We start from the raw sequence: 20,821 nt of genomic DNA, 5'->3' as shown, positions 1-20,821 counted from the left end.
TCCCCTTCAGCCAGCTTTCACAGCGCTGCGCACGATAACGTCACCACCGGTGGCACCGGGCACGGCACCCTTGACCAGCAGCAGATTACGCTCGGCATCGACGCGGACGACTTCAAGACTCTGGACGGTGCAACGCACGTTGCCCAACTGGCCGGCCATTTTCTTGCCCTTGAACACGCGGCCAGGAGTTTGGCACATGCCGATGGAACCCGGGGCGCGGTGGGCCAGAGAGTTGCCGTGGCTGTTGTCCTGGGTACGGAAGTTCCAGCGCTTGACGGCGCCCTGGAAGCCCTTGCCCTTGGAGCTACCGGTCACGTCGATCGACTGACCAGCTTCGAAGAGGGATACGGTGAGTTCGCCGCCCACTTCCGGAGTCTCGTCACCTTCTGTCAGGCGGAACTCCATCAGCGAACGACCGGCCTCGATACCTGCCTTGGCGAATTGCCCAGCCTGGGCCTTCGACAGGTGCTTGGCCTTGCGGGAGCCAGTTGTAACCTGAACCGCTGCATAGCCATCGCCTTCAACGGTCTTGACGCGAGTGACGCGGTTAGGCTCAACCTCGATCACGGTTACGGGCACGGATGCGCCATCTTCGGTGAAGACACGGGTCATCCCGGCCTTCTTGCCGACTAAACCGATAGTCATTCTCAGTCTCCTATAGTGTACGGGGCTATCACCCGCTATGGCTGCTCTTTCCAGAGCATTCCACTAGCACGTTGTGTGGCGCCTCACGGCGCGGCGGCTGCTGCTCGAACATTTCTTGCCAAGCGCTGGGCCGCGGTGTCTAGTGTAAAAATCAGTCGAGCTTGATCTGCACGTCCACGCCAGCGGCGAGGTCGAGTTTCATCAGGGCATCGACGGTCTTTTCCGTCGGCTCGACGATATCAAGCACACGCTTGTGCGTGCGAATCTCGTACTGGTCACGCGCGTCCTTGTTGACGTGCGGCGAGATCAGCACGGTATAGCGCTCGCGGTTGGTCGGCAGAGGAATCGGACCACGCACCTGAGCGCCGGTACGCTTAGCGGTTTCGACAATCTCCGCAGCGGACTGGTCGATCAGGCGATGGTCGAAGGCCTTCAACCGAATGCGAATCTTCTGGTTCTGCATTTGCCCTAACTCCAATGGATTCTGACGGCGCGAGCCGTCAACCCACGCATTCAAAGGATGCGCATTATATGCACACCGCAAACGAGAGTCAAACACTCGTTGACGATGTACAGCAAAGGGGCCCCTCCCGGAGCCCCTTCTCGATCATTCAAGCAGCGCGATGCTTACTCGACGATCTTGGCCACGACGCCAGCGCCGACGGTACGACCGCCTTCGCGGATGGCGAAGCGCAGGCCGTCATCCATGGCGACCGGCGCGATCAGGCTGACCACCATCTTGACGTTGTCGCCCGGCATGACCATCTCGACGCCTTCCGGCAGCTCACAGGTACCGGTGATGTCGGTGGTACGGAAGTAGAACTGCGGACGATAGCCCTTGAAGAACGGCGTGTGACGACCACCCTCGTCCTTGGACAGCACATACACCTCGGCCTCGAACTTGGTGTGCGGTGTGATGGTGCCCGGCTTGGCCAGAACCTGACCACGCTCGACGTCGTCACGCTTGGTGCCACGCAGCAGTGCGCCCACGTTCTCGCCGGCACGACCTTCGTCGAGCAGCTTGCGGAACATCTCGACGCCGGTGACGACAGTCTTGACGGTGTCCTTGATACCGACGATCTCGACCTCTTCGCCGGCCTTGACGATGCCGCGCTCGACACGACCGGTGACCACGGTGCCGCGACCGGAGATGGAGAACACGTCCTCGATCGGCATCAGGAACGGCTGATCGATGGCACGCTCCGGCTCCGGGATGTAGTCGTCCAGGGCCTTGATCAGGTTGGCAACGGCGGTGGTACCCATGCCGTTGTCGTCCTTGCCTTCCAGCGCCATCAGGGCAGAACCGGTGATGATCGGAGTGTCGTCACCCGGGAAGTCGTACTCGTCGAGGAGCTCACGCACTTCCATTTCGACCAGCTCGAGCAGCTCTTCGTCGTCGACCATGTCGGCCTTGTTCAGGAACACGACGATGAACGGAACACCCACCTGACGCGACAGGAGGATGTGCTCGCGAGTCTGCGGCATGGGGCCGTCGGCAGCGGAACAGACCAGGATAGCACCGTCCATCTGGGCGGCACCGGTGATCATGTTCTTGACGTAGTCGGCGTGCCCCGGGCAGTCGACGTGCGCATAGTGGCGCGTCTCGGACTGATACTCGACGTGAGAGGTGGCGATGGTGATACCACGCTCACGCTCTTCCGGCGCGTTATCGATGGCATCGAACTCGCTCCAGTCACCACCGAACACCTCGGCGGAAACACGAGTCAGGGCCGCAGTCAGAGTAGTCTTACCGTGGTCGACGTGACCGATGGTACCGACGTTGATGTGCGGTTTGGAACGCTCAAATTTTTCCTTAGCCACTGCTATAACCTCTTTACGTTAGCTAACGGTTAACCGTTTTGGTTGATGACGGCTTCAACGACGCTGGACGGCGCCTCTTCGTAATCCGCAAACTCCATGACGTAGCTTGCGCGTCCCTGGGTCTGAGAACGCAGATCGGTCGCGTAACCGAACATCTCAGCCAACGGAACTGTGGCGCGAATGACCTTGCCCATCGGCGAGTCATCCATGCCCGACACCAGGCCACGACGGCGGTTCAGGTCGCCCATGACGTCACCCATGAAGTCCTCGGGGGTCACGACCTCGACCTTCATCACCGGCTCGAGCAGCACCGCCTTGGCCTTCCTGGCACCTTCCTTGACTGCCATGGAAGAAGCAACCTTGAACGCGGTCTCGTTGGAGTCCACGTCGTGGTAGGAACCATCGTACAGCGTAACCTTGACGTCGATCATCGGGTAGCCCGCGACAACGCCGTTCTGCAGCTGCTCGTAGGCCCCTTTCTCGACGGCCGGCACGTATTCCTTGGGAACCACGCCGCCGACGATCTCTGAGGCGAATTTGAAGCTCAACTCTTCATCTTCACCCTTGTCTTCCGCGGTAAGCGGCTCGATGCGCAGGTGCACGTGACCGTACTGACCACGACCACCGGACTGACGCACGAACTTGCCTTCCTGCTCAATCATCCCGCGAATGGTCTCGCGGTAGGCGACCTGCGGCTTGCCGATATTGGCCTCGACCTTGAACTCGCGGCGCATGCGATCGACGATGATGTCGAGGTGAAGCTCACCCATGCCGGAGATGATGGTCTGGCCAGTCTCCTCATCGGTACGCACCTGGAAGGAGGGGTCTTCCTGGGCCAGCTTGCCCAGCGCCACGCCCATCTTTTCCTGGTCTGCCTTGGACTTCGGCTCCACGGCCACGGAGATGACCGGATCCGGGAACTCCATGCGCTCCAGCACGATCTTGTCGGTCAGATCGCACAGGGTGTCACCGGTGGTAACGTCCTTCAGGCCGATACAGGCGGCGATGTCGCCGGCCAGCACTTCCTTGATCTCCTCGCGGGAGTTGGCGTGCATCTGCACCAGACGACCGATGCGCTCCTTCTTGCCGCGAACGGAGTTGAAGACGCTGTCACCCGACTTCAGCACGCCGGAGTAGACGCGGATGAACGTCAGGGTGCCGACGAAGGGGTCGGTCGCGATCTTGAACGCCAGGGCAGCGAAGGGTGCCTTGTCGTCAGCCTCACGCGTCTCGAGGGTGCCTTCCTTGTCGTCCAGCTCACCTTCGATCGCCTTGACCTCGGTGGGAGACGGCAGGTACTCGATCACGGCATCCAGTACGGCCTGCACACCCTTGTTCTTGAAGGCGGAACCACAGGTGACCAGTACGACCTCGTTGTCGAGGGTACGACGGCGCAGGCCGGCCTTGATCTCTTCCGTGGTGAGCTCGCCCTCTTCCAGGTACTTGTCCATCAGCTCTTCGGAAGCTTCGGCAGCGGCCTCGACCATCTCTTCGCGGTACTTTTCCGCGCTCTCCTGGAGCTCGGCAGGGATGTCGATCAGGTCATAAGTGGCACCGAAATCTTTCTCGCTCCACTGAATGGCCTTCATCTCGATCAGATCGATGACACCCTTGAAGTCTTCCTCGGTGCCCCAGTTGATCTGGATCGGCACGGCGTTGGCGCCCAGACGATCCTTGAGCTGGTCGACCACCATGAAGAAGTCGGCGCCGGTGCGGTCCATCTTGTTGACGAACACCATGCGCGGAACTTCATACTTGTTGGCCTGGCGCCAGACGGTCTCGGTCTGGGGCTGAACGCCGGACGAACCACACAGCACCACCACGGCGCCATCGAGCACGCGCAGCGAGCGCTCGACTTCGATAGTGAAGTCGACGTGCCCGGGGGTGTCGATGATATTGACGCGATGCTCATCGAACTGGTGGTTCATGCCCTTCCAGAAGGTGGTCACGGCAGCAGAGGTAATGGTGATACCACGCTCCTGCTCCTGCGACATCCAGTCGGTCGTCGAGGCACCTTCGTGGGTCTCGCCCAGCTTGTGGTTGATCCCGGTATAGAACAGCACGCGCTCGGTCGTGGTGGTCTTGCCGGCATCGACGTGGGCGACGATCCCGATATTGCGATAGCGTTTAAGCGGAGTTTTGCGAGCCACGGTGGAACTCCCCGTTGGTTAGCGATGCGTTTGGAAGCCCGGCTCTTAGAACCGGTAGTGGGAGAAGGCCTTGTTGGCTTCTGCCATGCGGTGTACGTCTTCACGCTTCCTGACCGCAGAACCCTTGCTCTCGGCGGCGTCCAGCATCTCGCCGGCGAGGCGCAGCACCATGGTCTTTTCACCACGACGACGCGCGGCATCGGCCAGCCAGCGCATGGCCAGCGCCTGACGGCGAGACGGACGCACTTCAACCGGCACCTGATAAGTCGCACCGCCAACGCGGCGGGACTTTACCTCGACCATGGGCTGAATGCTTTCCAGCGCCTTGTCGAAGATCTCGAGCGGCTCTTCGTTACTACGCTCGGCAACCCTGTCCAGCGCACCATAGACGATACGCTCAGCTACGGACTTCTTGCCGCCGATCATCAGGTGGTTCATGAACTTCGCCAGGCGCTCGCTTCCGAACTTGGGATCCGGCAGGATCTCACGCTTGGCCGCAACTCTTCTTCTAGGCATGATAAGCCCTCTGTTGAAGGGTCCTTCAGGTAAACCCGGAACTCCCGCATGCTCGTCTCGAACTCGCGACGCCCGACCTTACTCTTATCAGACCGATATCAATTGGGTGGTAAAAACGCGCTCTCGACCGATCAGGCCTTGGGACGCTTGGCACCGTACTTGGAACGACCCTGCTTACGATTCTGCACGCCGGAGGTATCGAGGGCACCGCGCACGGTGTGATAGCGCACACCGGGAAGGTCCTTGACTCGACCGCCGCGGATCAGCACCACGGAGTGTTCCTGGAGGTTGTGCCCCTCACCGCCGATGTACGAGGAAACCTCGAAACCGTTGGTCAGGCGAACACGGCACACCTTACGCAGTGCGGAGTTCGGCTTCTTGGGGGTAGTCGTGTAGACGCGGGTACAAACGCCACGCCTCTGCGGGCAGGCCTGCAGCGCCGGCACGTCACTCTTGCTGACGGGGCGCTTGCGCGGCTTGCGCACCAGCTGATTGATTGTTGCCATCTATTGCTCCAATGGGTTGCCTTGTCGGAAGCGAGGTAGCCGCTCGCTTTCCTGTACTACGTTTTCTGTACTACGCTGCCTCACCAGCGGGTTCGGGCGCACCCGCCCCACTGTTAAAGGCTGCGCATTCTACTGGCTGACGCTACCGGCCGTCAAGCCCGGCCGCCTCGCGGCCGGGCCTGGGCCCGATGGTGTCAGATCTCTTCGTCATCCGAATCCAGCGCGGTCAGCTGAGCGCCCAGCGCCTGTTCGACGTCATGGGCCGACGGCGCGGCAGCCTCTTCTTCACCACCCCGGCGGCGGCGACGCTCCGCATGATGAGTCAAGCCGGTACCGGCCGGAATCAGACGGCCGACGACGACGTTCTCCTTCAGACCACGCAGATAGTCGCGCTTGCCGGTCACCGCCGCCTCGGTCAGCACCCGCGTGGTCTCCTGGAAGGAGGCCGCGGAAATGAACGACTCGGTAGCCAGGCTAGCCTTGGTGATACCGAGCAGTACGTGCTGATACTTGGCCGGGAACTTGTCGGCCTTCTCGAGACGCTCATTCTGCTCGAGCACCCGCACCAGTTCGGCCTGGTCGCCGGGAATGAAGTCGGAGTCACCGGCATCGCTGATCTCGACCTTGCGCAGCATCTGACGCACGATCACCTCGATGTGCTTGTCGTTGATGCCCACGCCCTGGAGACGATAGACCTCCTGGATCTCGGCGGTAATGTACTTCGCCAGCTCCTCCACGCCCAGCAGACGCAGGATATCGTGTGGGTTGCTGGGGCCGTCCGAGATGACCTCGCCCTTCTCGACCGACTCGCCCTCGAAGACCGCGATCTGGCGCCATTTCGGAATCAGCGTCTCGAACGGATCGCCGTTCTCGGGGGTGATGGTCAGGCGACGCTTGCCCTTGGTCTCCTTGCCGAAGCTGATCACGCCACTGGTTTCGGCGAGGATCGACGGCTCCTTGGGCTTGCGTGCCTCGAACAGGTCGGCGACACGCGGCAGACCACCGGTGATGTCCTTGTTACCGGACGCCTCTACCGGGATGCGCGCGACCACTTCACCCACGCCGATCTTCGAGCCGTTGTCGGCGGTGACGATCGACTTGCCGGGCAGCGGGTACTGCACCGGGGTATCGGAGCCGGTGACGGTGACCGGCTGGCCGGCCTCGTCATTGAGCAGAATCATCGGACGCTTGTCGCGACCGGCCATGGGACGCGCCGCCGCCTCGATCACCTCGATGGAAGAGAGGCCGGTCATTTCGTCCACGCTGCGGTGGATGGTGACGCCCTCGTCCATGTCGGCATACTGCACGGCACCCTCGGCCTCGGCAACGATCGGGTGGGTGTGGGGATCCCACTTGGCCACCGCCTGGCCGGCATCGACGCTGTCGCCATCGCGCACCGACAGCTCGGCACCGTAGGGCAGCTTGTAGTATTCGCGCTCGCGACCGTGATCGTCGGCAACCGCCAGGGCGCTCGAGCGTGAGACCACCACCAGTTTGCCGTCACCACGCTCCACGAACTTGATGTTATGCAGGCGAACCTTGCCGCCATGCTTGACCTGGACGCTGTCCACGGCGGAGGCACGGGATGCGGCACCACCGATGTGGAAGGTACGCATGGTCAGCTGCGTGCCGGGCTCACCGATCGACTGAGCGGCGATGACGCCGACGGACTCGCCGATGTTGACCTGATGACCACGCGCCAGGTCGCGGCCGTAGCAGGCCGAGCAGACGCCATGGCCGGTCTCGCAGCTGATGGCACTGCGCACGATGATCTCGTCGACACCCATGGTGTCGAGGGCGGCGCACCACTTCTCGTCGAGCAGGGTGCCTCGCGGGATCAGTATCTCGTCGCTGGAGGGGTCGACGACGTCCTGAGCCACCACGCGACCCAGCACGCGCTGCGCCAGGGGCACGATGATATCGCCACCCTCGATGACCGGATGCAGGGTCAGGCCCTGCTCGGTACCGCAGTCGGTCTCGGTGATCACCATGTCCTGGGCCACGTCGACCAGACGACGGGTCAGGTAACCGGAGTTGGCGGTCTTGAGTGCAGTATCCGCCAGGCCCTTACGCGCCCCGTGAGTGGAGATGAAGTACTGGAGTACGTTCAGGCCCTCACGGAAGTTGGCGACGATCGGCGTCTCGATGATCGAGCCATCCGGCTTGGCCATCAGGCCACGCATGCCCGCCAGCTGACGGATCTGGGCGGCACTACCCCGAGCACCGGAGTCGGCCATGATAAACACGCTGTTGAAGGAGTCCTGTTCGACTTCCTTGCCTTCGCGGTTGACCACGGTCTCCTTGGAGATCCCCACCATCATCGCCTTGGCCACCTTGTCGTTGGCCTTGGACCAGATGTCGATCACCTTGTTGTACTTCTCGCCCGCCGTCACGAGACCCGAGGAGAACTGGTCCTCGATCTCCTTGACCTCCTCCTCGGCGGCCTCGACGATCTCGGCCTTGGCATCCGGAATGACGAAGTCGTTGACGCCGATGGAGGCGCCGGACCAGGTGGCCAGACGGAAGCCGGTGTACATCAACTGGTCGGCGAAGATGACCGTCGGCTTGAGGCCGGAACGACGATAGACCTCATTGAGCAGGCCAGAGATCGCCTTCTTCTTCATCGGCTGGTCGACCAGCTCGAAGGGCACGCCCTCCGGCAGGATCCGGAACAGCAGCGCACGCCCGACGGTGGTGTCGCGCAGCACCCGCTGCTCGGTCTTCTCGCCGCTCTCCTCGTCGATGAGGACCTCGTCGAGACGCACCTTGATGCGGGCATGCAGCGCCACATGCTGGGTGCTGAAGGCACGCTCCACCTCATTGAGGTCGGAGAACACCATGCCCTCGCCCTTGTCGTTGATCCTTTCCCGGGTCATGTAATAGAGACCCAGCACCACGTCCTGGGACGGCACGATGATCGGCTCACCGTTGGCCGGCGACAGCACGTTGTTGGTGGCCATCATCAGCGTGCGCGCTTCGAGCTGGGCTTCCAGGGTCAGCGGCACGTGGACCGCCATCTGGTCACCGTCGAAGTCGGCGTTGTAGGCGGCACACACCAGCGGGTGCAGCTGGATCGCCTTGCCCTCGATCAGCAGCGGCTCGAAGGCCTGGATGCCGAGACGGTGAAGGGTCGGCGCGCGGTTGAGCAGCACCGGGTGCTCGCGAATGACATCGGCGAGGATGTCCCACACCTCGGCCGTCTCGCGCTCCACCATCTTCTTGGCCGCCTTGATGGTCGAGGCATGCCCGAGGGACTGCAGCTTGGAGTAGATGAACGGCTTGAACAGCTCCAGCGCCATCTTCTTGGGCAGGCCGCACTGGTGCAGGCGCAGGGTCGGGCCCACGGTGATGACCGAGCGGCCTGAGTAGTCGACGCGCTTGCCCAGCAGGTTCTGACGAAAGCGCCCCTGCTTGCCCTTGATCATGTCGGCCAGGGACTTCAGCGGGCGCTTGTTTGAGCCGGTAATGGCCCGGCCACGGCGGCCGTTATCCAGCAGTGCATCGACCGCCTCCTGCAGCATGCGCTTCTCGTTGCGCACGATGATGTCCGGCGCATTGAGGTCGAGCAGTCGCTTCAGGCGGTTGTTGCGGTTGATCACGCGACGATAGAGATCGTTGAGATCGGAGGTCGCGAAGCGCCCGCCATCCAGCGGCACCAGCGGACGCAGGTCCGGCGGGAGTACCGGCAACACCTCCATGACCATCCACGCCGGGTCGTTGCCGGAACCGTGGAAGGCCTCAAGCAGCTTGAGCCGCTTGGAGAGCTTCTTGATCTTGGTCTCGGAGTTGGTCTGGGGGATCTCCTCGCGCAGGCGCTCGATCTCCTCCAGCATGTCGATGTCCTTGAGCAGCGCCTGGACGGCCTCGGCACCCATGCGGGCGTCGAAGTCATCACCGAACTCCTCGAGGGCCTCGAAGTACTGCTCGTCGTTGAGGAGCTGACCGCGTTCGAGGGTGGTCATGCCCGGATCGATGACGACGAAGCTCTCGAAGTACAGCACGCGCTCGATATCCCGCAGGGTCATGTCCAGGAACATGCCGATGCGTGACGGCAGCGACTTGAGGAACCAGATGTGGGCAACCGGGCTGGCCAGCTCGATATGCGCCATGCGCTCGCGGCGCACGGCGGCCTTGGTGACCTCCACGCCGCACTTCTCGCAGATGATGCCACGGTGCTTCATGCGCTTGTACTTGCCGCACAGGCACTCGTAATCCTTGACCGGACCGAAGATCTTGGCACAGAACAGGCCATCTCGTTCCGGCTTGAAGGTACGGTAGTTGATGGTCTCGGGTTTCTTGACCTCGCCGAACGACCAGGAGCGAATCATGTCCGGAGACGCCAGGGTAATCTTGATCGCGTCAAACTCGTCGGGCTGAGACTGCGATTTGAGGACTTTCACCAAATCTTTCATGGGGTCGGCTCCGCTGCGGAGTTGTCAAGGGCGGGGGCGCTATCGCCACCCCCGCGGACCGTCATAATGTGAAGCGTCGGCCGCCTCAGCTCTCGAGCTCGATGTCGATGCCCAGCGAGCGGATTTCCTTCACCAACACGTTGAAGGATTCCGGCATGCCCGCCTGCATGGCGTGGTCGCCATCCACGATGTTCTTGTACATCTTGGTACGACCCTCCACGTCATCGGACTTGACGGTGAGCATTTCCTGGAGCGTATAGGCGGCACCGTAGGCTTCCAGGGCCCAGACCTCCATCTCACCGAAGCGCTGACCACCAAACTGCGCCTTGCCGCCCAGCGGCTGCTGGGTAACCAGCGAGTAGGAGCCGGTGGAACGCGCATGCATCTTGTCATCCACCAGGTGGTTTAGCTTGAGCATGTACATGTAGCCAACGGTCACCGGACGGTCGAAGGCATCGCCGGTACGGCCGTCATAGAGCGTCATCTGCCCGGAATCCGGCAGCTCGGCCAGGCGCAGCAGATGCTTGATCTCGAACTCTTCCGCCCCGTCGAACACCGGCGTGGACATGGGCACGCCACCCTTGAGGTTCTTCGCCAGGGCGATCACCTCGTCATCGGAGAGCGTGTCGAGATCCTCGACCCGGGTACCCGGAGTGGTGTTGTAGACCTGCCCCAGGAACTCGCGAATCTCGGCCACCTGCTGCTCACGGGCATCGCGCAGCAGGGCATCGATCCTGCGACCCAGCCCCCAGGCGGCGAGGCCCAGGTGGGTCTCGAGAATCTGCCCCACGTTCATCCGCGAGGGCACGCCCAGCGGGTTGAGCACGACGTCCACCGGCTCGCCCTGGCCATCGAAGGGCATGTCCTCAATCGGCATGATCGCCGAGATGACACCCTTGTTGCCGTGACGACCGGCCATCTTGTCGCCCGGCTGCAGACGACGCTTCACCGCCATGTAGACCTTGACGATCTTGAGCACGCCCGGCGCCAGATCATCGCCCTGGGTGAGCTTGCGCTTCTTGTCCTCGAAACGCTCGTCCATCTCCTTGCGACGCGTCTCCAGCTGCTCGTCGGCCTGGGCCAGCAGCTCGTTGAGGGCCTCGTCCTGCAGGCGCAGCTTGAACCACTGCTGACGCGGCAGCTCGTCGAGATAGCTCTCGGAGAGGACGTCGCCCTTCTTGAGCTGAGGCCCGCCATTGACGGCCTGACCGCTCAGGGTGCGCTTGAGGCGTTCGAAGGTGGCGTCCTCGGCGATGCGATAGGTCTCCTGGAGATCCTTGCGGACTTCATCGAGCTGCATCTGTTCGATGGAGAGCGCACGGGAGTCCTTCTCCACGCCGTCCCGGGTGAACACCTGGACGTCGATGACGGTGCCCTTCATGCCGGTAGGGGCACGCAGGGAGGTGTCCTTAACGTCGCTGGCCTTCTCGCCGAAGATGGCACGCAGCAGCTTCTCTTCCGGCGTCAGCTGGGTCTCGCCCTTGGGCGTGACCTTGCCGACCAGGATATCGCCCGGCCCGACTTCCGCACCGATATAGACCACACCGGCCTCATCCAGCTTGCCCAGTGCCGACTCGCCAACGTTGGGAATATCGGAGGTAATCTCCTCCGGCCCCAGCTTGGTGTCGCGGGACACGCAGGTCAGCTCCTGGATATGGATGGTGGTGAAGCGATCTTCCTCCACTGCCTTCTCGGAGAGCAGGATGGAGTCCTCGAAGTTGTAGCCGTTCCAGGGCATGAACGCGATGCGCATGTTCTGCCCCAGTGCCAGGTCGCCCATGTCAACGGACGGGCCGTCGGCGAGGATGTCGCCGCGTGCCACCGAGTCACCCGGGCGCACGATGGGACGCTGGTTCTGGCAGGTGTTCTGGTTCGAACGCACATACTTGGTGAGGTTATAGATATCAACGCCGGCTTCACCGCCGATGATCTCATCCTCGTTGATGCGAACGACGATGCGCTTGGCATCGACGGAGTCGATCACGCCACCGCGACGCGCCACGGCGCAGACACCGGAGTCACGGGCGACGAAGCGCTCCATGCCGGTACCCACCAGGGGCTTGTCGGCACGCAGGGTCGGCACCGCCTGACGCTGCATGTTGGCCCCCATGAGGGCGCGGTTCGCGTCATCGTGCTCGAGGAAGGGAATCAGTGCCGCGGCGACCGACACCACCTGGCGCGGAGACACATCCATCAGCGTCACCTGCTCGGGGCGCATGAAGGTGGTCTCGCCCTTGTGACGTACCTGCACCAGGTCATCCGCCAGCTGGCCGCTTTCGTTCACGGTCGCCGAGGCCTGGGCGATGATGAAGTTGCCCTCCTCGATGGCCGAGAGGTGAACCACATCATCGGTCACCTGGCTATCCACGACCTTGCGGTACGGCGTCTCGAGGAAGCCATAGCTGTTGGTGTGGCTATAGGTCGCCAGGGAGTTGATCAGACCGATGTTGGGGCCTTCCGGCGTCTCGATCGGGCACAGTCGACCATAGTGGGTGGCGTGAACGTCACGCACCTCGAAGCCGGCCCGCTCACGGGTCAGGCCACCCGGGCCAAGCGCGGAGACGCGGCGCTTGTGGGTAACCTCGGAGAGCGGGTTGTTCTGGTCCATGAACTGGGAGAGCTGGCTGGAACCGAAGAACTCCTTGACCGCCGCGGCGACGGGCTTGGCGTTGATCAGGTCCTGGGGCATCAGACCCTCGCTCTCGGCCATGGAGAGACGCTCCTTGACCGCACGCTCGACACGCACCAGGCCCACGCGGAACTGGTTTTCGGCCATCTCGCCCACGCAGCGGATACGACGGTTGCCCAGGTGGTCGATATCGTCCACCTCGCCGAAGCCATTACGGATGTAGATCAGCTCCTTGAGCACGTCGAGGATATCCCGACGATCCAGCACGCCGGAACCGGTATCTTCCTCGCGCCGCAGGCGGCGGTTGAACTTCATGCGACCGACGCCCGAGATATCGTAGCGGTCTTCGCTGAAGAACAGGTTATTGAACAGGGTCTCGGCGGCCTCCTTGGTGGGCGGCTCGCCGGGACGCATCATGCGGTAGATCTCGACCAGCGCCTCGAGCTGAGACCCGGTGGTATCCAGCTTGAGGGTATCGGAGACGAAGGGCCCGCAGTCGAGATCGTTGGTGTAGAGGGTCTCGAGGGAAGTAATGCCGGCCTGACCGACCTTCTCGAGGAGCTCCGGGGTGATCTCGGTATTGCAGGGGCAGATCAGTTCGCCGGTATTGGGGTCGACCTGATCCTTGGCCAGGGTCTTGCCGAACAGGTACTCCATCGGCACCTCGAGGCGCTCGAGGCCGGCCTTCTCCAGCTGACGGATATGCTTCTGGGTGATGCGGCGGCCTTCCTCGACAATCAGGGTCCCTTCGGCATCCTTGATATCGAAGGTGGCCGTCTCGCCGCGCAGGCGCGACGGCACCAGCTCCACGGAGAAGCCTTTCTTCTCGACGTGGAAGGTGCTGGTCTCGAAGAACTCCTCGAGGACCTCCTCGGCGCTCATGCCCAGGGCGCGCAGCAGTACCGTGGCCGGCAGCTTGCGGCGGCGGTCGATGCGCACGAAGACGCTGTCCTTGGGGTCGAACTCGAAGTCGAGCCAGGAACCACGGTAGGGGATCACCCGCGCCGAGTAGAGCAGCTTGCCGGAGGAGTGGCTCTTGCCCTTGTCATGGTCGAAGAACACGCCCGGGGAGCGGTGCAGCTGGGAGACGATAACCCGCTCGGTACCGTTAACCACGAAGGTACCGTTCTCGGTCATCAGGGGGATCTCCCCCATGTAGACTTCCTGCTCCTTGATGTCCTTGATCGCCTTGTTGGATGACTCCTTGTCATAGATGATCAGGCGGACCTTGACGCGCAGGGGAGCCGAGTAGGTGACGCCGCGCAGCTGACACTCCTTGACGTCGAAGGCCGGCGTACCGAAGCGATAGCTGACATACTCCAGGGCGGCGTTGCCGGACAGGCTCGAGATCGGAAACACCGACCTGAAGGCGGCATGCAGGCCGATCTCTAGACGCTCCTCAGGCGCACGGTCCTGCTGGAGGAAGTCGTAATAGGAATCAAGCTGGATCGCCAGCAGGTAGGGCACATCCATCACTTGGGGCAGTTTGCCGAAATCCTTGCGGATGCGTTTTTTCTCAGTGTATGAGTAAGCCATCTGTATTCCCCAGCTTGTTCACCATGGGTGACCGATGCGTGGTCGGCGCCACCCGACGGGATGCGGCTCCGTCAGGCGATGAAGGCAAGCGCCTAGAGGTGGCGCTCGCCTTCTGGAATTCGGCTGGCCAGGCTGTCCAGGACAGTGGCCAGTGACAACAGAAAAAGGCCGGCAGCGGGTGTCCCGCCACCAGCCGTGGAAGCTTACGCAGCGCGTGAAGCCATGTTGCTCAAGAACTTACTTGAGCTCCACGCTCGCGCCGGCTTCTTCCAGCTTGGCCTTGGCCGCCTCGGCATCGTCCTTGGACATGCCTTCCTTGACGGTGGCCGGTGCGCCGTCGACGGCACCCTTGGCTTCCTTCAGACCCAGGCCGGTGATCTCGCGGACGGCCTTGATCACGTTGACCTTCTTCTCGCCGGCGCCGGTCAGCACCAGGTCGAACTCGGTCTGCTCTTCTTCGACTTCCGCTTCACCACCACCCGGGCCAGCCACGACGGCGGCAGCGGCGGAGACGCCGAACTTCTCTTCCATGGCCTCGATCAGCTCGACCACTTCCATGACGGTCATGTCGGAGACGGCGTTGATGATGTCTTCTTTGGTCAGTGCCATTGTCACGCTTCCTAACTTTGCGGGAGCCACGCTCAAGCGTCGGCTCGGGATTCAATATTCGGTTCAGGCTGCCTGCAGGAACTCGCCGTTCAGGCGGCTTCTTCCTGCTTCTGGTCGCGCAGGGCGGCCAGGGTACGAACCAGCTTGCCGGCGGACGCCTCTTTCATGACAGACATCAGCTTGGCAATGCCTTCATCGTAGGTCGGCAGCGTCGCCAGACGATCAAGCTCGGCAGCCGGAATCAGCTCACCTTCGTAGGCCAGCGCCTTGACTTCGAAGCTCTTCTCCTGCTTGGCGAACTCCTTGAACAGACGGGCGGCGGCGCCCGGGTGCTCATAGGAGAAAGCCAGCAGGGTCGGACCCGCGAAGCTTTCGTCCAGAATCTCCCAGGGAGTTCCGGACAGGGCGCGGCGTGCCAGGGTGTTGCGGACAACACGCACCTGGACGCCATTCTCGCGGGCCTGCTTGCGCAGTTCGGTCATCTTGCTGACCGCGACGCCACGAGAATCGGCAACAACGACGGAGAGCGCATCCTTGGCCGCTTCACTGACCTCGGCAACAATCGCCTTCTTGCCTTCGAGTGCTAGTGGCACAGTGATCACTCCTTCGTGCCGGAACCTCGCGATGAGGGTTCCGGTGGTTACCATCTCTTCCGGCGGCCCGAAGGCGGACCGGAAGCCTGGGTGATGGTGCCCACCAGACGCCTGGCGGCCACACCATCTGCGCAGGCCAGCCCCGGAGGGATGATTAAGCCGCCCTGCCTGAGCGAGGCGGCACCTGCGGTCTTTGACGGTGCCCCGCCGGCGAGTCATGACTCGACACGGGGACCGCAAAGTTCTTACTGGGTACTCGACCTACCGACCGATCAAACCAGGCCGGAGTGGTCGATGGTCACGCCCGGGCCCATGGTCGTGGACAGGGTGACCTTCTTGAAGTAGATACCCTTGGAGGTGCTCGGCTTGAGCTTCTTCAAGTCGGCGACCAGCGCCTCCAGGTTCCCCTGGATGGCGGAAGCGTCGAAATCGACCTTGCCAAGAGTGGTATGGATGATGCCGTTCTTGTCGGTCCGGAAACGCACCTGGCCCGCCTTGGCGTTCTTGACGGCGGTGGCCACGTCGGGCGTGACGGTGCCGACCTTGGGGTTCGGCATCAGGCCGCGCGGACCCAGGATCTGACCCAGCTGGCCAACGACACGCATGGCATCCGGAGAGGCGATGACCACGTCGAAGTCGAGCTGACCCTTCTTGACCTGCTCGGCCAGGTCATCCATGCCGATGATATCGGCACCGGCTTCCTTGGCCGCGTCGGCGTTGGCACCCTGGGTGAACACGGCGACGCGGACGTCCTTGCCGGTTCCGTTGGGCATCACGGTCGCACCGCGAACCACCTGGTCGGATTTGCGCGGATCGACGCCCAGGTTGACGGCGACGTCCAGGGATTCCTTGAACTTGACCGTGGAAAGCTCGCCGAGCAGTGCCACGGCTTCCTCGAGAGAGTAGACCTTGGTGGAGTCGACCTTCTCGCTAATCATCTGTGCGCGCTTGGACAGCTTAGCCATGATCAGAGACCCTCCACGTTGAGGCCCATGCTGCGGGCACTACCGGCAATGGTACGCACCGCGGCGTCGAGATCGGCAGCCGTCAGATCCGGCTCCTTGGTCTTGGCGATCTCTTCGAGCTGCTCACGGGTCACGCTTCCGACCTTGCTCTTGTTCGGCTCGCCTGAGCCGGACTTGACACCCGCCGCCTTCTTCAGCAGAACCGCCGCCGGCGGTGTCTTGGTGATGAAGGTGAAGCTACGGTCGGCATAAACGGTGATCACCACCGGAGTGGGCAGACCCGGCTCGATGTCCTGGGTCGCGGCGTTGAACGCCTTGCAGAACTCCATGATGTTAACGCCGTGCTGACCCAGTGCAGGGCCCACGGGGGGACTCGGATTGGCCTTACCAGCTGCTACCTGCAGCTTGATGTAAGCCTGTACTTTCTTGGCCATAGTAAACTCCAGTTGGGTAATAGCGCCTTGCGGCTCCCCGGTATAATCGCCGCTGCTGCGGCACTGCCGGCATCAGGTCGAGGCGTTACTCTTTCTCGACCTGTGCGAATTCAAGCTCGACAGGCGTCGAACGCCCAAAGATCAGCACGCTGACCTGGACGCGACTCTTGTCGTAGTTCACCTCTTCGACAACACCGTTGAAGTCGGCGAAGGGACCATCGATGACCCGCACCGACTGACCCGGCTCGAACAGGGTCTTGGGCTTCGGCTTGTCGGTTCCATCCTCGACGCGACGCAGGATGGCATCGGCTTCCTTCTGGGTGATGGGCGCCGGCTTTTCCTTGGTGCCACCGATGAACCCCATGACACGCGGGGTCTCGTTGACCAGGTGCCAGGTTTCGTCGTCCATCTCCATCTCGACAAGCACATAGCCGGGATAGAACTTGCGCTCGCTCTTGCGGCGCTTGCCGTCACGCATCTCGACGACTTCTTCGGTGGGCACCAGGATTTCGCCAAAGCGATCCTCCATGCCATACATCTTCACACGCTCACCAAGGGAGCGCATGACATGCTTTTCGAAGCCGGAATAGGCGTGAACGACATACCAACGCTTGGACATGAGGGCTCCTAACCGATAACGCCGGACATCGCCCAGCCAAGAAGAGTGTCGATCAGCCACAGCATCAGGCCAACCACCAGCACGGCGACCAGCACGATCACGGTGGTCTGGACGGTCTCGGGCCGGGTTGGCCACACCACGCGTTGAATTTCCTTCTTGGCGGCACGGGCCAGCTCAGTGAGGTTGCGCCCCTTGGCGGTGGTCATTGCCACCAGGGCCGCCACAGCGCTAAGCGCCACCACACCCAACACGCGATAGAGCAATGCCTGGTCGGCGAAGTAGGTGTTGCCCACCACGGCCAGAACCAGCAGAGTGACGACAACCGCCCATTTGAGCCCGTCGTGGCGCGACTCCTGCACCTCGGCGTTATGCTTCATCAAAACGAGACTCCTCAAGGCACGGCAATCGAAACGTGAAATCTTCTGGGGATTAGCCAGCCTGGGGAAGACTGGCAGGCCAGGAGGGAATCGAACCCCCAACCTGCGGTTTTGGAGACCGCTGCTCTGCCAATTGAGCTACTGGCCTGTATCTGCGTTGCCCCGCCCTTTGCAGGCGGCTTGCGACAGCGGGCGCCATGATAGCGAAAGCGACTTCGCCTGGCAACCCCTCTCGCCACACTGAACGTGTCATGGCGAGAGAAAGAAAAGGCGAGCTTGCGCTCGCCTTGTCAATATGGAGCTCATGGACGGATTTGAACCGTCGACCTCACCCTTACCAAGGGTGTGCTCTACCCCTGAGCTACATGAGCCTAACCTTTAGCATCCTTACGATGCTGGAGCGGGCAGCGGGGATCGAACCCGCATCATCAGCTTGGAAGGCTGAGGTTCTACCATTGAACTATGCCCGCCTACCCACTCTTTCGGCGGCAATGAAAACGCATCACTGCAACCCAAATCTGGTGGAGGGAGAAGGATTCGAACCTTCGAAGCTTTCGCGGCAGATTTACAGTCTGCTCCCTTTGGCCACTCGGGAACCCCTCCAGATGGCGGCCCATCTTATCACCGCTGCTCCGATTGTCAAGCCACTGTTTTATCAGTGTCTTTCCAGCGCTGGAGACGCTATTGCGCCATCGCCCTTCGCATCGGAACGCGGCGCATTGTGTCAAAGCTGCATGGAGAATGCAAGCCCGGCGCGTATTTTCTCCAGAGCCACCGGCACCGGCACGCGCGGCGCCCCTGCCATCCGCCCCGCCCGCTCGGCGGCAGTCAGCGGGAAACACGCCTCCAGGCCGCCGTAGACCATGTCGGGCCAGACGGCGTGGGGCACCTGGAGTCCACGGGCCACTACCCGCGCATCGCCTCCTGTCAGCATCAGCGGCAGCGCCACTCCCTCACTATCGCAGACCTCCGCATAGACGCGGTTGATCGCGCTGACCGCCGCCATGTAGATGCCATGATTCACCGCCTTTACCGTGCGTCGACCGGGAGTCAGCAACTCCTCGGGCTCGCTGTCGGGGTCGATGGCGACGTTGCGCGTACCCAGCTTGAGACTCTCCTTCATCAGCCGCAGCCCCGGCAGAATATACCCGCCAAGATGACGCCCCCCCGGCAGCACGAAGTCGATGGTAATGGCACTGCCGCAATCTACCGCGCAGCAGGCACCGACCTGCTGGTAACCGGCCAGCACGCCCAGCCAGCGATCGACCCCGAGGCGTTCGGGTTCTATATAGCCATTGGTAACGCCCAGCGCCTCGGGGCTGGAGCGAGCCACATACACGGCTCCCACGCGCTGACGCAGCAACGCGACGGTTTCCTCGAGCACCGAACGGCGAGCAACGCTGGAGATACGCACCGACTCGACCACATCGAGGTTGGGTATATCGGCACCCGGCCGCCACTCCTCCCGAGTCCACACCGCCCCTCGGGAACGGATTTCGCTGGTATCGACGTCTTTCAGTCGCCACTTGGAGAGCGTATTGCCGATATCAAGATCCAGAATCATGAGCGCACACGCAGGCTGATCTCTCCTCCCGCCAGGTGACGGCGCCGGCCACCCTGGCTTACGACCAGGCTTCCGGAGGCGTCGGCCTCCTCGACCCGTGCCACCTCTCGCGTATTGCCACTCAACACATCCACTTCCCGGCCGGCGAACGCATGCCGCGCGTTCCAGGCATCGCACCAGGGAGCAAAGCCGTCGCGTTCGAAATCCGCCACCAACGGCAGCAGCGCCTCCAGCAGATCGGATGCCAGCGCATTGCGTGATACCCCGGTCGCCTGGTCCTCGACGGCTGCGGCCGACTGACCCAGCGTGCTGCGAAAGCTCTCGGGCAGGAAGACATTGAGCCCCATGCCGACCACCACCTCACAGGGACCGGATGCATCACCGCTCACCTCCACCAGAATGCCCGCCAGCTTGCCGTAGTCACCATTGGGCACCTCCAGCAGGACGTCGTTGGGCCACTTGAGATACGGTGAGACGCCATGGCTTTCCAGCACGCGAGCCAGTACCACGCCGACCGCGAGGCTCAATCCCTCCAGGGCGCCGATGCCGGACTCGACGCGCCACCCCAGGGAGAGCATCAGGCTCTTTCCCCAGGGAGTGTTCCAGGCGCGCCCACGGCGACCGCGTCCGGCGCTCTGCTGCTCCACCAGGCAGACTTCACCATGCCCTGCCCCCTGGCTGAATCGCTCACGCAGGAAGGCATTCGAGGATGGCAGCGTTTCCTCGACGAACAGACGCGTCAGGTAACCACGCGCCTGGCGTGAGAGTCCTGCGATGATCCGCTGCCCATCGAGGAGCTCCAGGGGCTCGGCCAGGCGGTAGCCCTGCCCTTTCACCGCCTCCATGGTAATTCCCAGGGACTCGAGCTTGCGCAGCTGCTTCCATACCGCCGCCCGAGATACTCCGAGCTTCTCCCCGAGCTGTTCGCCCGAGTGAAATTCGCCATCGTCAAGCAGGCGTATGAGGTCACCGATGGTCATGCCTGATATCCCAGACCGGAAAAAACCATATTCTATCGGATGCAGCGCACTCGCGGAAACGTAAGCGCTCGGAAAGAGCCGGAATACAAATGAAAAAGCCCCGAAGGCTGGGTGTGGGTATCCAACTTTCGGGGTGCAGTTCAGAATATCCGGGGCTTTTCGATATAAGCTCGGTATCAGTGCCTGACGATGATCGACTGGCCAATAATCTCGTCGACCCTAACGTCCTACCGCCCGCCAGATATGAAAAAACCCCGAACACGTGAATGTTCGGGGTTTTTTCGATATAAGTGCCTGACGATGACCTACTCTCGCATGGGGAGACCCCACACTACCATCGGCGCAAAGCGGTTTCACTGCTGAGTTCGGCATGGGATCAGGTGGTTCACGCTCGCTATGGTCGTCAGGCGAAAAACGGTGAATCATGCTGACGCGTACGTTTCAAGACGTATCCGGCGTCGTGGG

Annotated in this window: 16 protein-coding genes, 4 tRNA genes and 1 rRNA gene; all 21 read right to left on the bottom strand. The window is 62.2% G+C overall.

The window, feature by feature from the left end:
- Window positions 1-6 precede the first annotated feature (6 nt).
- The 21 genes from rplC to rrf all read right to left on the bottom strand — a co-directional run bounded on the left by rplC (window position 7) and on the right by rrf (window position 20,764).
- Window positions 7-645, bottom strand: a complete 639-nt coding sequence (gene rplC, locus Q358_RS0112710; RefSeq protein WP_027962350.1) for a 50S ribosomal protein L3 — start codon at window positions 643-645, stop codon at window positions 7-9.
- Window positions 646-796: 151 nt separating this feature from the next.
- Window positions 797-1,108 carry a 30S ribosomal protein S10 gene (gene rpsJ, locus Q358_RS0112705; RefSeq protein ID WP_021819602.1) on the bottom strand — a complete coding sequence of 104 codons (312 nt, stop codon included), beginning with the start codon at window positions 1,106-1,108 and terminating at the stop codon, window positions 797-799.
- A 164-nt stretch (window positions 1,109-1,272) separates the two neighbouring features.
- Entirely contained in the window at window positions 1,273-2,466 is a 1,194-nt protein-coding gene (tuf, locus tag Q358_RS0112700; RefSeq protein WP_027962349.1) for an elongation factor Tu, read from the bottom strand.
- 29 nt (window positions 2,467-2,495) lie between these two features.
- A complete protein-coding gene (gene fusA, locus Q358_RS0112695; RefSeq protein ID WP_027962348.1) occupies window positions 2,496-4,616 on the bottom strand; it encodes an elongation factor G in 2,121 nt (706 codons plus the stop codon).
- A 45-nt stretch (window positions 4,617-4,661) separates the two neighbouring features.
- Window positions 4,662-5,132, bottom strand: coding sequence for a 30S ribosomal protein S7 (rpsG, locus tag Q358_RS0112690; RefSeq protein WP_027962347.1), 471 nt, complete (start codon window positions 5,130-5,132; stop codon window positions 4,662-4,664).
- Between the two features lie 131 nt (window positions 5,133-5,263).
- Window positions 5,264-5,638: a 30S ribosomal protein S12 gene (gene rpsL, locus Q358_RS0112685; RefSeq protein ID WP_027962346.1), complete on the bottom strand. Its 375-nt coding sequence runs from the start codon at window positions 5,636-5,638 to the stop codon at window positions 5,264-5,266.
- A 194-nt stretch (window positions 5,639-5,832) separates the two neighbouring features.
- A complete protein-coding gene (gene rpoC / locus Q358_RS0112680) occupies window positions 5,833-10,050 on the bottom strand; it encodes a DNA-directed RNA polymerase subunit beta' (protein WP_027962345.1) in 4,218 nt (1,405 codons plus the stop codon).
- A gap of 85 nt (window positions 10,051-10,135) precedes the next feature.
- Window positions 10,136-14,215, bottom strand: coding sequence for a DNA-directed RNA polymerase subunit beta (gene rpoB / locus Q358_RS0112675; protein ID WP_027962344.1), 4,080 nt, complete (start codon window positions 14,213-14,215; stop codon window positions 10,136-10,138).
- 237 nt (window positions 14,216-14,452) lie between these two features.
- The gene (rplL, locus tag Q358_RS0112670; RefSeq protein ID WP_027962343.1) at window positions 14,453-14,824 is read right to left on the bottom strand and encodes a 50S ribosomal protein L7/L12; all 372 of its coding nucleotides are present in this window, start codon (window positions 14,822-14,824) and stop codon (window positions 14,453-14,455) included.
- An 89-nt stretch (window positions 14,825-14,913) separates the two neighbouring features.
- Complete coding sequence (gene rplJ / locus Q358_RS0112665) at window positions 14,914-15,417, bottom strand: 50S ribosomal protein L10 (RefSeq protein ID WP_027962342.1); 504 nt, start codon at window positions 15,415-15,417, stop codon at window positions 14,914-14,916.
- Window positions 15,418-15,689: 272 nt separating this feature from the next.
- Entirely contained in the window at window positions 15,690-16,382 is a 693-nt protein-coding gene (gene rplA, locus Q358_RS0112660) for a 50S ribosomal protein L1 (protein WP_027962341.1), read from the bottom strand.
- A gap of 2 nt (window positions 16,383-16,384) precedes the next feature.
- Entirely contained in the window at window positions 16,385-16,816 is a 432-nt protein-coding gene (gene rplK / locus Q358_RS0112655; RefSeq protein ID WP_027962340.1) for a 50S ribosomal protein L11, read from the bottom strand.
- Window positions 16,817-16,901: 85 nt separating this feature from the next.
- Complete coding sequence (nusG, locus tag Q358_RS0112650; RefSeq protein WP_027962339.1) at window positions 16,902-17,435, bottom strand: transcription termination/antitermination protein NusG; 534 nt, start codon at window positions 17,433-17,435, stop codon at window positions 16,902-16,904.
- Window positions 17,436-17,443: 8 nt separating this feature from the next.
- Window positions 17,444-17,812 (bottom strand): preprotein translocase subunit SecE, encoded by a 369-nt coding sequence (gene secE / locus Q358_RS0112645; RefSeq protein WP_027962338.1) that lies wholly within the window; start codon window positions 17,810-17,812, stop codon window positions 17,444-17,446.
- 72 nt (window positions 17,813-17,884) lie between these two features.
- Window positions 17,885-17,960: transfer RNA gene (locus tag Q358_RS0112640), tRNA-Trp, on the bottom strand.
- 148 nt (window positions 17,961-18,108) lie between these two features.
- A tRNA-Thr gene (locus Q358_RS0112635) sits at window positions 18,109-18,183 on the bottom strand.
- Window positions 18,184-18,208: 25 nt separating this feature from the next.
- Window positions 18,209-18,282: transfer RNA gene (locus tag Q358_RS0112630), tRNA-Gly, on the bottom strand.
- Window positions 18,283-18,331: 49 nt separating this feature from the next.
- Window positions 18,332-18,415 (bottom strand) — tRNA-Tyr (locus tag Q358_RS0112625).
- Window positions 18,416-18,536: 121 nt separating this feature from the next.
- Complete coding sequence (locus tag Q358_RS0112620) at window positions 18,537-19,376, bottom strand: type III pantothenate kinase (protein ID WP_027962337.1); 840 nt, start codon at window positions 19,374-19,376, stop codon at window positions 18,537-18,539.
- Entirely contained in the window at window positions 19,373-20,356 is a 984-nt protein-coding gene (locus Q358_RS0112615; RefSeq protein ID WP_027962336.1) for a biotin--[acetyl-CoA-carboxylase] ligase, read from the bottom strand. The genes Q358_RS0112620 and Q358_RS0112615 overlap by 4 nt, the downstream gene beginning before the upstream one ends.
- 292 nt (window positions 20,357-20,648) lie before the next feature.
- Window positions 20,649-20,764: ribosomal RNA gene (rrf, locus tag Q358_RS0112610) — 5S ribosomal RNA — on the bottom strand.
- Window positions 20,765-20,821 lie beyond the last annotated feature (57 nt).

It is taken from the genome of Halomonas halodenitrificans DSM 735 (genome assembly GCF_000620045.1).
GTDB classification, from domain to species: Bacteria; Pseudomonadota; Gammaproteobacteria; order Pseudomonadales; family Halomonadaceae; genus Halomonas; species Halomonas halodenitrificans.
This window is presented reverse-complemented; position numbering and strand designations above follow the sequence as displayed.

Coding starts and splice junctions, on each gene's coding strand:
- rplC (WP_027962350.1), bottom strand. CDS start 645: ATGACTATCGGTTTAGTCGGCAAGAAGGCCGGGATGACCCGTGTCTTC.
- rpsJ (WP_021819602.1), bottom strand. CDS start 1,108: ATGCAGAACCAGAAGATTCGCATTCGGTTGAAGGCCTTCGACCATCGC.
- rpsG (WP_027962347.1), bottom strand. CDS start 5,132: ATGCCTAGAAGAAGAGTTGCGGCCAAGCGTGAGATCCTGCCGGATCCC.
- rpsL (WP_027962346.1), bottom strand. CDS start 5,638: ATGGCAACAATCAATCAGCTGGTGCGCAAGCCGCGCAAGCGCCCCGTC.
- rpoC (WP_027962345.1), bottom strand. CDS start 10,050: ATGAAAGATTTGGTGAAAGTCCTCAAATCGCAGTCTCAGCCCGACGAG.
- rpoB (WP_027962344.1), bottom strand. CDS start 14,215: ATGGCTTACTCATACACTGAGAAAAAACGCATCCGCAAGGATTTCGGC.
- rplL (WP_027962343.1), bottom strand. CDS start 14,824: ATGGCACTGACCAAAGAAGACATCATCAACGCCGTCTCCGACATGACC.
- rplA (WP_027962341.1), bottom strand. CDS start 16,382: ATGGCTAAGCTGTCCAAGCGCGCACAGATGATTAGCGAGAAGGTCGAC.
- rplK (WP_027962340.1), bottom strand. CDS start 16,816: ATGGCCAAGAAAGTACAGGCTTACATCAAGCTGCAGGTAGCAGCTGGT.
- nusG (WP_027962339.1), bottom strand. CDS start 17,435: ATGTCCAAGCGTTGGTATGTCGTTCACGCCTATTCCGGCTTCGAAAAG.
- secE (WP_027962338.1), bottom strand. CDS start 17,812: ATGAAGCATAACGCCGAGGTGCAGGAGTCGCGCCACGACGGGCTCAAA.
- Q358_RS0112620 (WP_027962337.1), bottom strand. CDS start 19,376: ATGATTCTGGATCTTGATATCGGCAATACGCTCTCCAAGTGGCGACTG.
- Q358_RS0112615 (WP_027962336.1), bottom strand. CDS start 20,356: ATGACCATCGGTGACCTCATACGCCTGCTTGACGATGGCGAATTTCAC.